Below are 15,201 nucleotides of genomic sequence, written 5' to 3'. Positions count from 1 at the left end.
CTCCGTTTAACCGCCCAGGTAGGCTGCAATCACATCCGGGTTTGAGCGAATCTGTTCCGGCGTGCCTTCCGCCAGTACCCGCCCGTAATTGAGCACCAGCAAACGATCGGAGATTCCCATCACCAGCTTCATATCGTGCTCCACCAGCATGACGGTAATACCCTGTGCTGCAATCTTGCGGATCAGCTCTTCCAGAGCTGCGGTTTCTACCGCGTTCAGGCCGGCTGCCGGCTCATCCAGCAATACAATTTTAGGCTCTGCAGCCAGCGCCCGGGCGATCTCCAGGCGCTTCAGGGCGCCATAAGACATGGCCGAGGCTTCCGCATTGAGGTACTCCCCACAGCCCACAAACTCCATCAGCTCGGTGGCTTTTTCTCTGGCCGCCTTTTCATCCCGTGTGAGTGCAGGCAAACGGAACAACGTGGTTAATAGATTGCTCTTCAGCGTCAGGTGCCGGCCAAGCATGACGTTTTCCATGGCCGTCATGTTCATGCAGATCTGCATCTGCTGGAACGTCCGGCACATGCCCCGCTCCGCAAGCTCATTCGGCTGCAGCCTGACCGTGCTTTCGCCGTTCAGCTTCACGTCACCACTGGTGGGGGTATAAAGACCGGTAATCAGATTAAACAGTGTGGTTTTGCCAGCGCCGTTCGGCCCGATCACCGAGTACACCTGCCCGGCCTCCACTGAAAAACTGACGTCCTCAACTGCGTGTACGCCGCCGAAGGCCTTGGACAGATTGTTAACTTCCACCAGAGCAGTCATACGTCACCTCCGGCGGATTTCTTGCGTCGTTTGGCCAGCAGGTTAGCTGCAGTAGGCAACAACCCTTTAGGCATAAAAATCATGGTCAGCATCAGAATCAACCCGAACAGCACCATCTCCATATCCTGAAAATCCGCCAGCAATTGCGGCAGAAGCTCCAGCACAACGGCACCAATAATGACGCCAATGGTCGAACCCATTCCTCCGAGAACAACCATGGTTATCAATATGATGGAGAAGTCAAAACCGGCGATAGCAGGGGTTACAAATCCCTGATAGTGCGCGTAGAGCGCCCCCATCACACTGGCGTAGACTGCAGAAATCACAAAAACCAGGCTTTTATACTTTGCTGTGTTCACACCAACCACACTGGCGGCCACCTCGGAACCATGCACAGAGCGCAACGCCCGGCCAATGGGCGAGTCAATCAGGTTCTGTGCCAGCCACACAGCCACCAGGAGGATAACCCCGGCAAACAGATACCAGGCCAGGTCACCGCTGATTTCCATGCCAAACAAGGTGTACTGACCGAAGGGGCTGAGCTCCCAGCCAAAGACATCAAAGGGCACGACAGGCATACCGTCCGGCCCGCCCGTAATTTCCCGCTCATTATTGAGAATAATCGCGATGATGAAGCCCACCGCCAGGGTGGCCATGGAGAGGTAATGCCCCTTCAGACGCAAGATCGGGCGTCCCACAACCCAGGCAATGATCGCCACGCCTATGGCACCCACGACCAGGGCGGGTATGGCAGACCAGCCATAAGTACTGGTTGTGATGGCGCTGAAATACGCACCCAGCCCGAAAAAGCCGGCATGCCCCAGACTGATCTGACCGGCAAAACCCACCAACAGATTAAGACCGACCACAGCGCCGGCGATCAACGCTATTTGGGTCGCCAGGCCATAGTGAAAAGGGTTGGTAATAAACAGCGGCACAGCGAATATCACAATGGCCAGAATAAGCAGGCCTTTAAGACGAAACTGAGAAAGTTGAGCCATGATCACACCCGCTCCACAACTTTGGCGCCAAACAGGCCCCGGGGCAGGAAGAACAACACCAGCAGAATCATTGAAAAGGCCACTGCATCTTTGTAATCCGAAGACAGGTAGCCGGCGGCCATGGCCTCAACAACCCCGAGTGCCAGGCCACCTACGACAGCACCCATGCCGCTGCCCAGGCCACCAATGGCGGCAGCAACAAACCCTTTAAGGCCCAGAATGATGCCAATGTCATAGGAGGTAAAAGTAATAGGCGCCACCACAATTCCGGCGATTGACCCCAGCAGTGCCGACACCATGAACGCCAGCATCAGTACAACCTGGGTCCGGATACCTACAAGTCGGGCAGCGTCTTTATTCATCGAGGTGGCAAGAATGGCCTTGCCGGTCAGTGTGCGCGTAAAGAAGTACACCAGTACTGCAACGAGAATGGCCCCCACACCCAACACCCAGAGACTTTGGGTATTCAGTACGGCTCCGAACACCTGTATGGGCTCATCGCTGCTGAAGTTGGCCATAACGTGGTATTCCTTGCCCCAGACCAGCTGAGCCAGACCACGAATGAAAATGGACGCACCAATCGTGATTATGATCAGCGTTACGACATCCGCATTTTTAGCCGGCGCGATGGCCAGACGCTGAAGGGCAATGCCCAGCACACCCGCCAGAATGACAGCAAGCACAACCGCAAGCAGCATGGGAACACCCATTGCTGTCAGAGAAACCGTTGCCATACCGCCAACCATCAGGAATTCGCCCTGAGCAAAGTTGATGACGTGGCTGGCGTTATAAATAAGAGTAAAGCCCAGGGCGATCAGGGCATAAGTGGCACCAATGGTGATGCCGGTAAACAGGTACTGCAGAAATTCAGAGAACATAATCAGGTCCGCTCGCGCAGGGGCCGGCAGCAGTCTCTAGTTCCTGCTGCCGGCCTGTGGTACGGATGGGTACAGGCTTAGTTAATCAGCTTCCAGCTACCATCCCGGACTTCCAGGATGCGGAAAGAGTCCGCTTTCAGGCCATTGTGATCATCGGCCGACATGTTAAAGGTGCCGGTAACACCTACATGTCCCTGAATGCTTTCCAGAGCCTCGCGGACTGCGGCTTTGTCAGTTGTGCCTGCTTTTTCGATAGCCGCAACTGCCAGCATCAGGCCGTCATAAGCGTAGGCACCAAAGGTGGACACCTTGGCGTCCCAGCGCTCTTCATACTCACTCTTGTAAGCTTCGACCACTGGCTTCTGGGGATCAGACTCCGGCAGTGACTCGGGGACCAGCAACGGTGACGCAGGCAACCTGAGACCTTCGGCACTGTCACCGGCCAGTTCCAGAAAGCCGTCGGAGGCTACGCCGTGGGACTGGTAAAACGGAAGCTCGATACCCAGCTGATCATAGTTGCGGGTAACAATCGCCGGCCCCTGACCAAAACCGAAGTTAAGAATGGTATCGACACCCTTAACATTCCGCAGGTTGGTCAGCTGTGCCGTCATATCGGTGTCAGAACCGCTGTAGGTTTCATCCCCGACAACCTCGATACCACCAATTTCCTTGACCGCTTTAAGCGTTTGTTCACGCCCGGAGCTGCCAAAACCACCGGTACCGGAAATCAGGCCAACCTTACTCAGCCCCTGGGTCTTCATGTCATTAAGGATACGCACGGCCGCCATATAATCCGATTGCGGTGTTTTGAAAACCCATTCTTTTACCGGCGTGGTTATGACGACCGCACCGGCCAGTGATATGAAGGGAATCCGCGCCTGCTCAACCATTGGTACCGCTGCCATGGTGGCGCCTGTGGTACTGCCGCCGACTATAATGTCGACCCGGTCTGAACGAATCAGCCGGCTGGCAAAGTTTCGGGCTTTGGACGCATTTCCAGCATCATCGTAGTGGACAAGTTCAAGCTGGCGGCCGAGTACACCGCCTTTTTCGTTGATTTTCTCAACGTACATTTGCAGGGTTTTCAGTTCCGGATCACCCAGAAACGAGGCCGGCCCGGTGACTGAAAGAAAGGATCCGATGCGTATGGGGTCAGCAGCATGGACGTTCATTGCGAGCAGACTAACCGCCGCAATGGCCACAAACTTGCTGGCGCAGCGCGTGATTGTTTTGAACATTGTTGTTGTTCTCCCGGTTGTAATCAGGGTGTTTTGGTTTTATTGACCTTTGAACTTCCAAAAACAGAACGCTTTTTCAGCAAAGGCTTATTTTTTTGTGTCACGTTACCTTTTACCGCATTCTGCCTTTAGCGCAGTGTGACAGACATTAGTCTATCTGAGCCATTACTGGCTATCCGTCAAGCCAATAATACGATACCGTTGACAGATATCAACGAAAAATATTGTATCACCAGCCCAGTGTCAACACAGAGAGGCTTCAGGTCTACCGGTTTCAGCGCAATCCATACCAATGTCTTAGTACATTTTTATGGCAGCGCCACAACCACCGGCCTATTGTCTCGTTGGCAAGCGGCTTTACCCGGTGGCTGTAACAAGGATAATGGCGCCCGTGCGCCGCAGCTTCAGTTTACTGATACTGCGAAACCCTGATAGAGAACAAGAGTGTTATGTCTGCAAAACATCAGCTTGAGAGCCTGGTTCAGGATTTCCAGAAGAAACGCCCTTTGCGGGCCGGATCTCTGATCATTACCACCTATGGCGACATTCTTCACCCCCGCGGCGGTAATGTGTGGCTGGGCAGTCTGATGAAACTGCTGAAGCCCATGGGCATAAGTGAGCGACTGGTGCGCACCTCGGTTTACCGGCTGGTTCAGGAAGGCTGGCTACAGACAGAAAAGGTTGGAAGATGCAGCTATTACAGCATCACCGGCTCAGGCCTCAGACGCTTCCAGCAGGCATTCGAACACGTATACTCGCTTGGTACCGATGACTGGAACGGCAGCTGGTGCCTGGTCTTTCTCAACCAGCTGGACCCGGACACTCGCAGCCGGGTACGCGAAGAGCTCAAGTGGCTGAGTTTCGGCAGCATGGCCACCGGTGTCATGGAGCACCCGCGTTTCACTTACCATGAGCTGGTGCCACTGTTACAGGAGTGGGGTGCCCTGGACGACACCATTGTGATGCAGACCCAGCCTCTGGCACAACGAAGTCCAAAGGCCCTGCGCAGGCAGGTGAAAGAGAGCTGGAATCTGGATGAGCTGGGCTTTCGCTACAAACGTTTTCTGGAGCAGTTCCGGCCCTTGTGGCGGGAGCTCGAAACCAACGACAACCTGAGCCCCCAGGACTGTATTTCAGCGCGTATTCTGCTCATTCATGAATACCGGAAAATACTCCTTCGGGACCCTTTGCTACCTGACGAACTGCTTCCAGGCGACTGGGAGGGCCGTAGTGCAAAACAACTCTGCCGTAACCTCTATCGGGTGATATACAGCCGTGCAGATGAGCACCTGGCAACACTGCTGGAAAACGCCTCCGGCCCCTTACCCGGACCCAGCCAGGGTTTTTACCGCCGCTTTGGAGGCCTGCTTGATGACGCCCCGGCATTCACTGCCCCTGCCTCAACCCCTGCCATAGAAACCGCTTGATACAACGCAGCCACAAAAGCTGGCTGCGTTATCACTTTTACGCCCGGACTTGACTTAGAACAACGACAACCATCGTCCAATCAGGTCTGTCGCGTTACTGTATTGTGACTTCTCGTAATCTTCCAAACGAATACAAATACTGCTTTAAAGGACCAACACTCTTTTGTGCACTAACATGGCCTTGTCAGAAGATGTATTTGTAATAAACCAACAGGATGAACTATGACGCCTACCATCGCCATCCTCCTGATCATAACCTTCGTGCTTTCTACCGTTGGTTTGCTGTTGCTGATCTGGTCTATTGCCAACAATCAGTTCAGCCATGGCCAGGCTGCGGCACGCACTATTTTTACTCCTGGTGAGGAGGGTCACAGTGAGGACCCGGCACGCCCGGACGACCAGACCTTCACCGGCGATAACCATGAACAGGCTGCCGCCATAAAAGCCCGGTGGACAGCCGACCAGTCGTCCCGGGCCGCTGTCCTCACCTGGATCAGTTCCTCGGTTTTCTGGCTACTTCTGGGCTCGTTGTTCGGCCTTATGTCTTCGCTGAAAATGCACCTGCCAGAGTTTCTGGTTGCCAGTGAGTTTCTCACATTTGGCCGGGTGCGCCCGGTGCACCTGAACGCCGTCACCTACGGCTGGGCGTCCATGGCAGGTATTGGCGTAGCGTTATTCCTGATTCCGAGACTGTTTAAAACCTCACTCGTCGGCGGCACCTACGCCGTTCTTGGCAGCGTTATCTGGAATATCGGTCTGATTCTAGGGCTGGGAGCCATTACCCTGGGGCTGTCCGATGGTGAGGAATGGCTGGAGTTCCCATGGCAGATCGACCTTCTGTTTGTTGCGGGCGGTGCTCTTTGCGCGATTCCATTACTGTTAACCGCCGCTAACCGGAAAGTTGAACATCTTTATGTCACAAGCTGGTACCTGATGGCGGCGCTGGTGTGGTTTCCGATCCTGTTCCTTATTGCCAATCTGCCCTTTGTTTTCCCCGGCGCCTCCGGCGCGACGGTTAACTGGTGGTTTGCTCATAACGTACTTGGCCTCTGGGTAACGCCCATCGGCATTGGTATTGCCTATTACATGATTCCGAAAATCCTCGGCAAACCGATTATTTCCTATCAGCTATCGCTGATCGGCTTCTGGTCACTGGCGCTGTTTTACAGCCAGGTAGGCATTCACCATCTGGTCGGTGGGCCGGTCCCGACCTGGCTGGTCACTCTTTCCATTGTCCACAGTGTGATGATGTCGGTGCCTGTGATTACCGTTGCCATCAACCACCACGGCACCATGGTAGGCAACTTCGGACGCCTGAAAGACTCACCCACCCTGCGCTTTGTGTGGATTGGTGCACTCATGTACACAGTGTCGTCACTGCAGGGCTCGATGGAGGCCCTGCGCAGCGTTAACGTGATCACCCACTTTACCCATTACACCGTGGGCCATGCGCATCTGGGTATGTACGCCTTCCTCAGCTTCATCCTGTTTGGTGCGGTTTACTTTATTATGCCGCGCCTCACTAATCTGGAATGGCCCTGGCGTAAGCTGATCAGCCTCCACTTCTGGCTGGTAAGCGCCGGCATCCTGATCTATGTGGTAGCGCTGACCGTTGGTGGCTGGAAGCAGGGTCTGGCATTGCTCGATGCGGAAATGCCCTTTATGGACATTGTTCGCATGACACTCCCGGCACTACAGGCCCGGACCGTCGGCGGCGCCCTGATGACACTGGGGCACGTGGTGTTTGCTTTCCACTTTATCGTCATGCTGCTGCATCGCGGTAAAGCCAGCGACCAACCAACACTCTTTCGCCCTGCTGCCAAGGAGGCCTCACAATGAAACGCGCACTCGCAATTATGGTCGGCGCGGCGCTTATTCTGCTGCTGGCCACTCTGACCCTGGTAGTGATGCCCTATCTGCAAATGTCAGCAGAGCAGGTTCCGGCCGACCTTGAACCCTACACGGAACAGCAGCAGCGCGGCCGGCAGGTGTACATAGCCAACGGTTGTGTTTACTGCCACAGCCAGCAACCCAGGGATCCGGGGTTTGCCCCCGGCGATAAAGACCGGGGCTGGGGCCGCCCGTCCGTACCCGGTGATTACGCCTACGACCAGCCACACCTGCTGGGCACCATGCGTACCGGTCCGGATCTGTTCAACATAGGGGCGCGCCAGCCCAGTATCGACTGGCAACTGATGCACCTTTATAACCCGAGGGCCATTATCAAAGGCAGCATCATGCCGTCGTACCCCTTCCTGTTCCGCCATGTGGATGAACCGGAAGAGGGCGATAAAGTGGTAAACGTACCACCGCCGTATGGTCCGGAATCCGGAAAAATTGTGGCCACAGACGATGCGCTTGCACTTGCTGAATACATGCTGGCGCTCGACCACACGTATCCGGCCCCTACCCTGCCGAAAACTGACAAACCCGAGGAGTAATGTGCGCCATGAACCCGACTGATCATCGCGCTCAGCACCGAGAAGCGCCTGAACCCGAAGAAGGCACACGTGCCACTCCGAAAATCGTCCTGGCCTGGATTGTCATACTGATTATCTGGGGGGTAGGCTATTACGCCTGGCAGGTTGGTAAGCCCTTGCTGGGTGGTGACAGCCGCACACCCGTGGCAGAAGCATCGGCGCCGCAGACCTCTGTGTCTGAAGACAGCTCCGGCTCCGAGACCTCCGGCACTGCCGGCGGGTCTGACACAGGAGGCTCGGAGGCCAAACCGGATGGGGCCAGCATTTACAGTGCTCAGTGCAGCACCTGCCATCAGGCTAATGGACAAGGAGTGCCAGGCGCTTTCCCGCCACTGGCCGGTAGTGAATGGCTGCAGGCAGATGCTGAAATTCCGGTGGCTATCGTCCATGATGGCCTGCAGGGTCAGATTGAAGTAGCCGGCAACACCTTTGAAGGTGTTATGCCTGGCCTCGGTGCCCAGCTCTCTGACGCCGAACTGGCGGCTGTCCTGAGTTACGCCCGCAGCCAATGGGGTAATGATGCCAGCGAGATCAGCCCTGAAACCGTAAGCGAACACAAAGAGCGCTTCGGCGAGCGTGGAAGCTGGACAGCCGAAGAGCTGACGGAGGTTTTCGGAGAACCCTGAGATGCCCGGCAATCATGAGAGTACAGCGCAGGAGTCCCCACATCAGGAAATTCTGATGATCGAGGGGATGCGCTGTGGCAGTTGTGCGATTGCCGTTGAAGCTCTGCTGAAAAAACAGCCGGGCGTTACAGACGCTGCGGTTAATTTTGCAGCCGATGTGGCCATGATCTGCTGGGACAAGGACAAGCCCCGGCTTGCCAGTCTCCAACAGGCGGTCGCCCGTTTGGGGTATCGCCTGCACGACTCTGTCGACCCGGACCGGAGCCAGCACCAGGCAGACATGGCTCGCAAACTCCTGCAAAGACGCCTGGCAGTCGCTGTTGTCTTTGGTATGTGGAGCATGATGCCGGCCTTGCTGCTTTATCTGGCCCCCCTCGGAGCCGTTGAGCCGGGAATGCTCTGGCCGCTGGCAGTTGCAAGCGGCCTGTTCGCGGTGCCGGTGCTGGCTTACTCTGGCTCCCACTTCTACCGCGTGGGCTGGCGCACACTTATAGCCGGCGCCCCCGGCCTCGACAGCCTGATATTTCTGGCAGTATTTGCCGCTGCCATGATCTCGGTTTGGCAACTTGCCTCAGGCAACCACCATGTTTACTTTGATGCGGCCGTTATGCTGATCACCTTTCAGCTGGTGGCACGACTGCTGGATACCACGGTACGTCGCCGCGCCTCGGAGATTGTGCGCCGTTATCTTCAGGAAGTGCCCGATGAAGTCACTCTTAAAACGCCTGATGGCACCCTGGAAACCTGTGCTGCCCGTGACATCCAAACCGGCGACCGCATTGTCCTCCGGGCCGGTGAACAAGTGGCTCTGGATGGCCAGGTTATACACGGCCAGGGCCAGGCCGACTTATCGATGCTCACCGGAGAGCACCTGCCCCAGCCCCTCAAGCCAGGTGCAGAGTTACTTGCGGGTTGCCAGCTGGTGGAAGGTGAAGTAGAGCTGGCAATAACCGCGGGAATCGGCCAGCGGCGCATCGACAGTCTGTCACGATCGATAAGCGCCCTGCTCAGCCGTAAAACGACATTGCAACGGTTGACCGACCGCATTGCCCGGATTCTTTTGCCTGTCATTCTGGTGGCGGCTGCCATAGCTACATGCCTTGCCCTTTTCCAGGGCGCTCCAGTGCCCGAAGCCGCCGCCCGTGGGCTGGCGGTGATGATTATCAGTTGCCCCTGTGCGCTCAGTCTCGCCATTCCACTGGTTATTACCATGGGTCATGCCCACATGGTTAATCACGGTATTGTCCTGCGCGACCCGGCGGCCATGGAAGCCGCAGCCGAAGTGGGGGCGGTTATTTTCGATAAAACCGGAACTCTGACCACAGGCACGCCCACCGTGAGCTCTGTCGCCCCTAAAGCTCCATGGCACAACAACACCCTGTTGCAACTGGCCCGGACCATTCTCGGGGAGTCCTCACACCCAGTCGCCCAGGGACTGTGGGCGCAGGGTTCTGAGCAGTTGCCCGGTACGACCGGAGGCACCTGGGAAAGCATTCCCGGTGCCGGAACCCGCTGGGTACGCGGCGCCGATACCGCGTTAGCCGGACGGGCGGAGTGGCTGCGCGAGCAAGGAATTAACGTGCCTGTTACAGAAGATACAGGCATGAACATTCACATCGCTCACAATGGCCAGTACGCCGGGAAAGTCAGCTTTGAGGAATCCCTGAGGCCTGAAGCTGGCCCGACGGTGCGCACGCTGATTCATCAGGGTTACGCGGTGTATCTGCTCAGTGGCGACACCCGCAATGCGTGCCTGAAACTGGCAGAACGTCTGGGTATACCCGGAAAACACGTGCTCTCGGGCTATTCCCCGGAAGCAAAGCAACGCTTTGTTGAGACCCTTGAAAAGCAGGTGAATGCGGTATTCGTGGGTGACGGCCTGAACGACGGCCTGGCGCTGGCAGGCGCCAGACTCGGTATCGCCGTCGGCAGTGCCGCACCAGCCACTGGTGAAGCGGCGGCGGTTTACCTGACCGAAAGCATTGCCGCCGTACCGGCGACCCTGCAACTGGCGCAGCGGGCGCGCAAGCTGATGCACCAGAACCTGTTCTGGGCAATCAGTTACAACACCCTGGTGATACCTCTGGCTGTGATGGGCTGGATTCAGCCGGTTATAGCAGCCATTGCGATGTCTCTGAGCAGCCTCTGCGTGCTGCTCAACAGCCTGCGCATTCAAAACAAAATTCCCGGGACTGTCGCCGAAGATTCTGAAAACATTACCCCTTCAGTTGCGACGGCCTGAGGGATCGCAGGAGCCCGAAAAAGGTCACCGCCCAGGCCACAAGCGCCAGATAGAAGAAACTGACCGGGAGGAAATCGAGAAAGTGAAAGCCCAGGGCTTTGGCCATTTCGTGGGTGCAGGCCGCATACATACCTAAGGGAAACACCGCCCCCCAATATAATGGATCGTATTCCAGCGGAAAACGCTTATACACATGCCGCCAGATACCCAGAATGAACAGCATGGGTATCCACCAGGTTCCGGTTGCCCAGTAAAACACTGAAAAACCTTTCAGAAACGGCAGCAACGAATCCAGAAAAGGTGCGTCCTTTACGTTCATAATAAGCAAGGAGCCGGCCAGGGTGGAAATGGCCATAGCCCCCATATTAATCCAGTAAGGAGGCGCCAGATCGCCTGGCGAGAACCTGAAAAAGGTATAGCGGTAAAAAATCAGCGACATCATCCATATATACAGCATGCCGCCCCAGAGCCACATGGAGAGCGCCAGAAAGTTCACCCCCAGTTTATAGGGCTGCGGCATGTCTAGCGCAACCAGCGCACTCAGTACGGCAATCGATTGAGTGGCCACCACTGCCAGTAACCACCCTCCGGTAATGCCTTTATCCAGAGACGGCTTCTCTTCTTTTACCGTAAATGCTGTAAAAATGGTGTAGGTCAGTGCCAGCCAGAGCACAATGGCAAGAACCCAGAGGGCCCGGCCCAGCGTGGTGTAATCAGTCAGTATAATAAACTGACTGCCGAGAACACTGGAGCCCGCCGGAAGGGTGAAAAACCCCGGGCCCCGGAGATGATCGATAACATCAAGCAGAAATTCGCGCCGGTATAACCAGAACCGAGCCACTGTGGCGACCCACAACAGCACATAAAAGGCCAGATTCAGATAAAACAGACCCTTCTCAATACCATCAAAACCCAGCAGGTGGGCAGTAATAGAGATGATTCCGGTCGCCATCACCATGCCGAAGTAAGCCGGTGATAAACTCTCCAGATTATGCGTCATACCCACCCCGTTATGGCTTTCTTTCTAAGAGTAGCCGCCCTCTTTACCTTTCACAGCCACCGTCCAAAAATCAGATTGCAGTTTAGTCTGCCGTAGCGCCTCTTCATAGGTAACGACTTGCGCTGGCTCATGTGCAGATAAGCGCCTTCAGGCCCTGCTTGTCTTTATTTACAAAGGTGCTATGGTGCCGGCGATTCAAGCGAAGGGGCTGTTTATCTAACCAGACTGAGTAAATGACATGATGATGAATGCGGGCTTTAACCTGGGTTCACGTGATATCGATACGCTTAATGCCAAACTGGGAAGAATTTACAGAGATCCCGTTGCGCCACTGGAAAATACAGCCAGGATCAACAGTACGGTCACACTGATCAACTGCCTGGACTCTTCAGTGCTTACATTCCGACTGACAGACAACAGCGCCTGCCCCGAGGCGGGCAAAGAAGACGTGTGCATTGGCTCGCCCTTCGGGCTTGTGTTGCTGGGCACCAAGCCAGGTAGTGTGGTAAAGCTTGGAGCCAGCAACGAAGAAGGCCATGCCGTAGTGCTGAAAGTCTCGAACGCCGCTCGCCCGGTTTAACCGGGCGAGCAACCTGCCGCAGGCAAAAGATCAATCCAGTTGTTGATCAACGCGACTCCCTCATGGTGCTGGGTGTTCCGGGCAAGCTCCGGCATCTTGTGGCGACTGTCTATCGTTTTCATGCGGAACAACAGATACGAGTCGTCCGGATTGCCAGGGATCACTGGCAAAGTCCCGGTTATACTCTAACTGCACACCATTGCTGCCTGCCGGTCCGGCATAGTCCGCTGGAAGCGTCAGATCTGACCCGCGATGGCAATGGGCACAGTTGATGTCCAGATACGCCCGCGCGGCGTCATTCAACTCGTCAGCACTGAGAGCTGCAAGTGACACTTCATCATTGAACACTGGCGTTTTTTCAATTCGCTGAAAGTCAGAAGGCAAGCCCGCCAGCAAGCCACCTTCTGCCATGTATTGCAGCTGGTTGTATACGGTGCCGTTCGCATACGTATGGTCTTTGTTGAGATAGCGCGCCTTGGGGCCGATGGGGAGAAAGATCTGCCCGCGGGTATCATCTCCGCCTTCCAGATCAGGAGGAACGGGTCTTTCGCGATGACAGTCTGGGCACACACGCTGCCTTCGGCGACACTGGAGTATTCCGTAATCTCAATAAAAGCCCGGGGCAGGTCCTGTCTCCAACCACGGTTTACTCTGAGGCATGCAGCAACACCACACCCTACTGCGCGGGTACAGAAACACGGCTTCCAGATGTCATTAGTCGCAACATTGGAGTTGTCACCTTTCTGGTTCTGATTGGGTTGGCGCTAGCTGCTGGTTCCGGCCTTGTCGCCTGGCTGATCCTGACAAATCGGCTCACCCCGCAATTCCGAATCCGCAAAGGTCTTGTGCAAAACGCTTTCTACCCTTTGTACCAACCCATTGTGGATCTGGAGAGTGGTAAGGTAGTCGGATGCGAAGTGCTGGCTAGATTTCGGGACTCAAATGGTGACCTGCCTAACGGCTTCAAGGTAAGTATTAACCTGTTCCCTTCCGATATTGCTCAGAGCCGGTTACAAAACGCGGATAGCACCCTGAATCTCGCTGCCTCCCGGTTCCACATTGTGCTTGAAGTGACCGAAAGCGAGGAGCTGGATACCAGGGCTGCAAAGGAATGCATTGATTGGCTATGCGAACAGGGCTTTGAGCTGGCCATTGACGACTTTGGCACCGGCTACTCCAACCTATCCAAAGTCCGGGATTTAGGCGCCGGTATTCTGAAAATCGATCAGGCATTTATCTTTGATATTGAAACCGGTGGCCTAGGAGCCACCCTGGTTCCATTGATGATACAAATCGCGAACGAGCTAGGCATGAGAGTGGTTGCTGAGGGTGTGGAAACAACCGCTCAGGCATCTGTTGTACGATCAATGGGAATCAAGAGAGCCCAGGGATGGGCTTTCGGAAAGCCTATGCCTGCAAAGGCGTTGCAAAACCTTTTCCACTCCACGAATCAGCCAGCACCATAATGCTGGCTGAATTGCAGGAGCGGGCAAATGGTTAGAACAGACCCGCGTTAAGCCACATATGCGCAGCGATTGAGGCCACATACCCAAGAGCAATAACCGGCGTCCAGCGCAGATGCGACATCATAGTGTAATAACCCCGGGCCTGCCCCATAAGAGCCACACCAGCAGCAGAGCCTACAGACAACATTGAGCCACCCACACCGGCTGTCAGTGTGACCAACAACCACTGCCCATGAGACATGTCGGGCTCCATGGAAAGTACGGCAAACATCACCGGAATGTTGTCGACAATGGCCGATAGCACCCCAACCACAATATTGGCTCCGGTTGCGTTCCAGTCGTTATACAGAATCTGAGATACTTCCGACAAATAGCCGATATAGCCAAGCCCGCCGACACACAACACAATGCCATAGAAAAACAACAGAGTGTCCCACTCGGCGCGGGCCATAGGGTTGAACACGTCAAAGGGGACAGCAGTGTCAAGCCGCTTAAGCAGACGGGTGTTTTGATGGCTTTCTGCCCACACCCGCTCACGGGCCACGCCACGCTTGAAGCTGACGCGCAGGTAATATCCCAGAAACTGCAGGTATGCCAGCCCCATCATCATGCCAACCACCGCAGGAAGGTGCAGGAAATTATGCCCCAGAACTGCTGTGGTGATGGTTAGCAGAAACAGTGCCACCGTGCGGCGGGCGCCGCGTTTCATAACCACTGGCTCAGAGGCTTTCTTCGGGGGCACGTTTGGAATGGCGAAGCTCATGATAATAGCAGGTACAAGGTAGTTGACGGCTGAGGGAACAAACAGCCGGAAGAACTCGGTAAACTCCACCACACCCTTCTGCCAGACCATCAGGGTGGTAATATCACCAAACGGTGAAAAAGCGCCTCCGGCGTTTGCTGCAACGACAATATTAATACAGCCAAGACCAATAAAACGGGGGGTGTTCTCGCCCACTTTCATCAGTACCGCACACATCAATAAAGCGGTGGTCAGGTTATCGGCAATGGGGGAGATAAAGAATGCCAGTATGCCGGTAATCCAGAACAGGCTGAGGTAGCTGAAGCCTTTACTCACCAACCAGGCGCGCAGTGCATCAAAAAGCTGTCGCTCCTCCATAGCATTTATATACGTCATGGCAACCAGCAAAAACAACAGAAGCTCAGAATACTCGAGTAAGTTATGCTGTAGCGCTGCGTTTGCGCTTTCCGTATCACCAGTCATAGCGGCTGCACCCGCCACCAGAAACCAGATCAGACCCGCTGCCAGTAATACAGGTTTTGATTTGCGCAGATGCAACTTTTCCTCAAGCATTACAAACAGATAGGCAATTACGAATATCGTAAGGGCCATGTAGCCAACCGGGTGGTGGATAAATCGCTGAACAGTGGATTCAGCAGCACTTGCAAAGGGACTGAATCCAGCTATGAATATTGCGAAAAGGCTCATTATTACTGTTGTGAGGATCCCCTTGGGGATAACGGCGGGCTTGTGGTT

General features: G+C 55.2%; 14 protein-coding genes. 7 read left to right on the top strand and 7 right to left on the bottom strand.

The window, feature by feature from the left end; genetic code table 11:
- Window positions 1-6 precede the first annotated feature (6 nt).
- From FFI95_RS04460 to FFI95_RS04445, 4 genes are all read right to left on the bottom strand, one after another.
- The gene (locus FFI95_RS04460) at window positions 7-765 is read right to left on the bottom strand and encodes an ABC transporter ATP-binding protein (protein WP_144821173.1); all 759 of its coding nucleotides are present in this window, start codon (window positions 763-765) and stop codon (window positions 7-9) included.
- A complete protein-coding gene (locus tag FFI95_RS04455) occupies window positions 762-1,766 on the bottom strand; it encodes a branched-chain amino acid ABC transporter permease (protein WP_246069384.1) in 1,005 nt (334 codons plus the stop codon). The genes FFI95_RS04460 and FFI95_RS04455 overlap by 4 nt, the downstream gene beginning before the upstream one ends.
- Window positions 1,767-1,768: 2 nt before the next feature.
- On the bottom strand, window positions 1,769-2,644 hold the full coding sequence (locus FFI95_RS04450) for a branched-chain amino acid ABC transporter permease (RefSeq protein WP_144821172.1): 876 nt from the start codon (window positions 2,642-2,644) through the stop codon (window positions 1,769-1,771).
- A gap of 77 nt (window positions 2,645-2,721) precedes the next feature.
- Window positions 2,722-3,882: an ABC transporter substrate-binding protein gene (locus FFI95_RS04445; RefSeq protein ID WP_144821171.1), complete on the bottom strand. Its 1,161-nt coding sequence runs from the start codon at window positions 3,880-3,882 to the stop codon at window positions 2,722-2,724.
- A 449-nt stretch (window positions 3,883-4,331) separates the two neighbouring features.
- On the opposite strand from FFI95_RS04445, the gene paaX reads away from it, so the two are divergent.
- From paaX to FFI95_RS04420, 5 genes are all read left to right on the top strand, one after another.
- Window positions 4,332-5,309, top strand: a complete 978-nt coding sequence (gene paaX / locus FFI95_RS04440; RefSeq protein ID WP_144821170.1) for a phenylacetic acid degradation operon negative regulatory protein PaaX — start codon at window positions 4,332-4,334, stop codon at window positions 5,307-5,309.
- 222 nt (window positions 5,310-5,531) lie between these two features.
- Window positions 5,532-7,148, top strand: a complete 1,617-nt coding sequence (locus FFI95_RS04435) for a cbb3-type cytochrome c oxidase subunit I (protein WP_144821169.1) — start codon at window positions 5,532-5,534, stop codon at window positions 7,146-7,148.
- The gene (locus tag FFI95_RS04430; protein WP_144821168.1) at window positions 7,145-7,750 is read left to right on the top strand and encodes a cbb3-type cytochrome c oxidase subunit II; all 606 of its coding nucleotides are present in this window, start codon (window positions 7,145-7,147) and stop codon (window positions 7,748-7,750) included. The genes FFI95_RS04435 and FFI95_RS04430 overlap by 4 nt, the downstream gene beginning before the upstream one ends.
- A gap of 8 nt (window positions 7,751-7,758) precedes the next feature.
- Entirely contained in the window at window positions 7,759-8,415 is a 657-nt protein-coding gene (locus FFI95_RS04425; protein ID WP_144821167.1) for a c-type cytochrome, read from the top strand.
- 55 nt (window positions 8,416-8,470) lie between these two features.
- Entirely contained in the window at window positions 8,471-10,657 is a 2,187-nt protein-coding gene (locus tag FFI95_RS04420; RefSeq protein WP_246069383.1) for a heavy metal translocating P-type ATPase, read from the top strand.
- On the opposite strand, the gene FFI95_RS04415 is transcribed toward FFI95_RS04420, so the two are convergent.
- On the bottom strand, window positions 10,632-11,657 hold the full coding sequence (locus FFI95_RS04415) for a tellurite resistance/C4-dicarboxylate transporter family protein (RefSeq protein ID WP_144821165.1): 1,026 nt from the start codon (window positions 11,655-11,657) through the stop codon (window positions 10,632-10,634). The genes FFI95_RS04420 and FFI95_RS04415 overlap by 26 nt on opposite strands.
- Before the next feature lie 238 nt (window positions 11,658-11,895).
- Here FFI95_RS04415 and FFI95_RS04410 point away from each other — a divergent pair, with 238 nt between their 5' ends.
- Window positions 11,896-12,237 carry a GreA/GreB family elongation factor gene (locus tag FFI95_RS04410; RefSeq protein ID WP_144821164.1) on the top strand — a complete coding sequence of 114 codons (342 nt, stop codon included), beginning with the start codon at window positions 11,896-11,898 and terminating at the stop codon, window positions 12,235-12,237.
- 60 nt (window positions 12,238-12,297) lie between these two features.
- Here the strand turns inward: FFI95_RS04410 and FFI95_RS04405 are convergent, their stop codons facing one another.
- Window positions 12,298-12,807 carry a hypothetical protein gene (locus tag FFI95_RS04405; RefSeq protein ID WP_246069381.1) on the bottom strand — a complete coding sequence of 170 codons (510 nt, stop codon included), beginning with the start codon at window positions 12,805-12,807 and terminating at the stop codon, window positions 12,298-12,300.
- Window positions 12,808-12,995: 188 nt separating this feature from the next.
- Here FFI95_RS04405 and FFI95_RS04400 point away from each other — a divergent pair, with 188 nt between their 5' ends.
- Window positions 12,996-13,703, top strand: coding sequence for an EAL domain-containing protein (locus tag FFI95_RS04400; RefSeq protein WP_281288513.1), 708 nt, complete (start codon window positions 12,996-12,998; stop codon window positions 13,701-13,703).
- 31 nt (window positions 13,704-13,734) lie between these two features.
- Here the strand turns inward: FFI95_RS04400 and nhaD are convergent, their stop codons facing one another.
- The gene (gene nhaD, locus FFI95_RS04395) at window positions 13,735-15,057 is read right to left on the bottom strand and encodes a sodium:proton antiporter NhaD (RefSeq protein WP_246069380.1); all 1,323 of its coding nucleotides are present in this window, start codon (window positions 15,055-15,057) and stop codon (window positions 13,735-13,737) included.
- Window positions 15,058-15,201: the final 144 nt, after the last annotated feature.

This window comes from Marinobacter piscis (genome assembly GCF_007671655.1).
Lineage (GTDB): Bacteria > Pseudomonadota > Gammaproteobacteria > Pseudomonadales > Oleiphilaceae > Marinobacter > Marinobacter piscensis.
This window is presented reverse-complemented; position numbering and strand designations above follow the sequence as displayed.

What these genes read in the sequence shown, in the direction of transcription:
- FFI95_RS04460 (WP_144821173.1), bottom strand. Translation starts at nt 765, where the DNA reads ATGACTGCTCTGGTGGAAGTTAACAATCTGTCCAAGGCCTTCGGCGGC.
- FFI95_RS04455 (WP_246069384.1), bottom strand. Translation starts at nt 1,766, where the DNA reads ATGGCTCAACTTTCTCAGTTTCGTCTTAAAGGCCTGCTTATTCTGGCC.
- FFI95_RS04450 (WP_144821172.1), bottom strand. Translation starts at nt 2,644, where the DNA reads ATGTTCTCTGAATTTCTGCAGTACCTGTTTACCGGCATCACCATTGGT.
- FFI95_RS04445 (WP_144821171.1), bottom strand. Translation starts at nt 3,882, where the DNA reads ATGTTCAAAACAATCACGCGCTGCGCCAGCAAGTTTGTGGCCATTGCG.
- paaX (WP_144821170.1), top strand. Translation starts at nt 4,332, where the DNA reads ATGTCTGCAAAACATCAGCTTGAGAGCCTGGTTCAGGATTTCCAGAAG.
- FFI95_RS04435 (WP_144821169.1), top strand. Translation starts at nt 5,532, where the DNA reads ATGACGCCTACCATCGCCATCCTCCTGATCATAACCTTCGTGCTTTCT.
- FFI95_RS04430 (WP_144821168.1), top strand. Translation starts at nt 7,145, where the DNA reads ATGAAACGCGCACTCGCAATTATGGTCGGCGCGGCGCTTATTCTGCTG.
- FFI95_RS04425 (WP_144821167.1), top strand. Translation starts at nt 7,759, where the DNA reads ATGAACCCGACTGATCATCGCGCTCAGCACCGAGAAGCGCCTGAACCC.
- FFI95_RS04420 (WP_246069383.1), top strand. Translation starts at nt 8,471, where the DNA reads ATGATCGAGGGGATGCGCTGTGGCAGTTGTGCGATTGCCGTTGAAGCT.
- FFI95_RS04415 (WP_144821165.1), bottom strand. Translation starts at nt 11,657, where the DNA reads ATGACGCATAATCTGGAGAGTTTATCACCGGCTTACTTCGGCATGGTG.
- FFI95_RS04410 (WP_144821164.1), top strand. Translation starts at nt 11,896, where the DNA reads ATGATGATGAATGCGGGCTTTAACCTGGGTTCACGTGATATCGATACG.
- nhaD (WP_246069380.1), bottom strand. Translation starts at nt 15,057, where the DNA reads ATGGCCCTTACGATATTCGTAATTGCCTATCTGTTTGTAATGCTTGAG.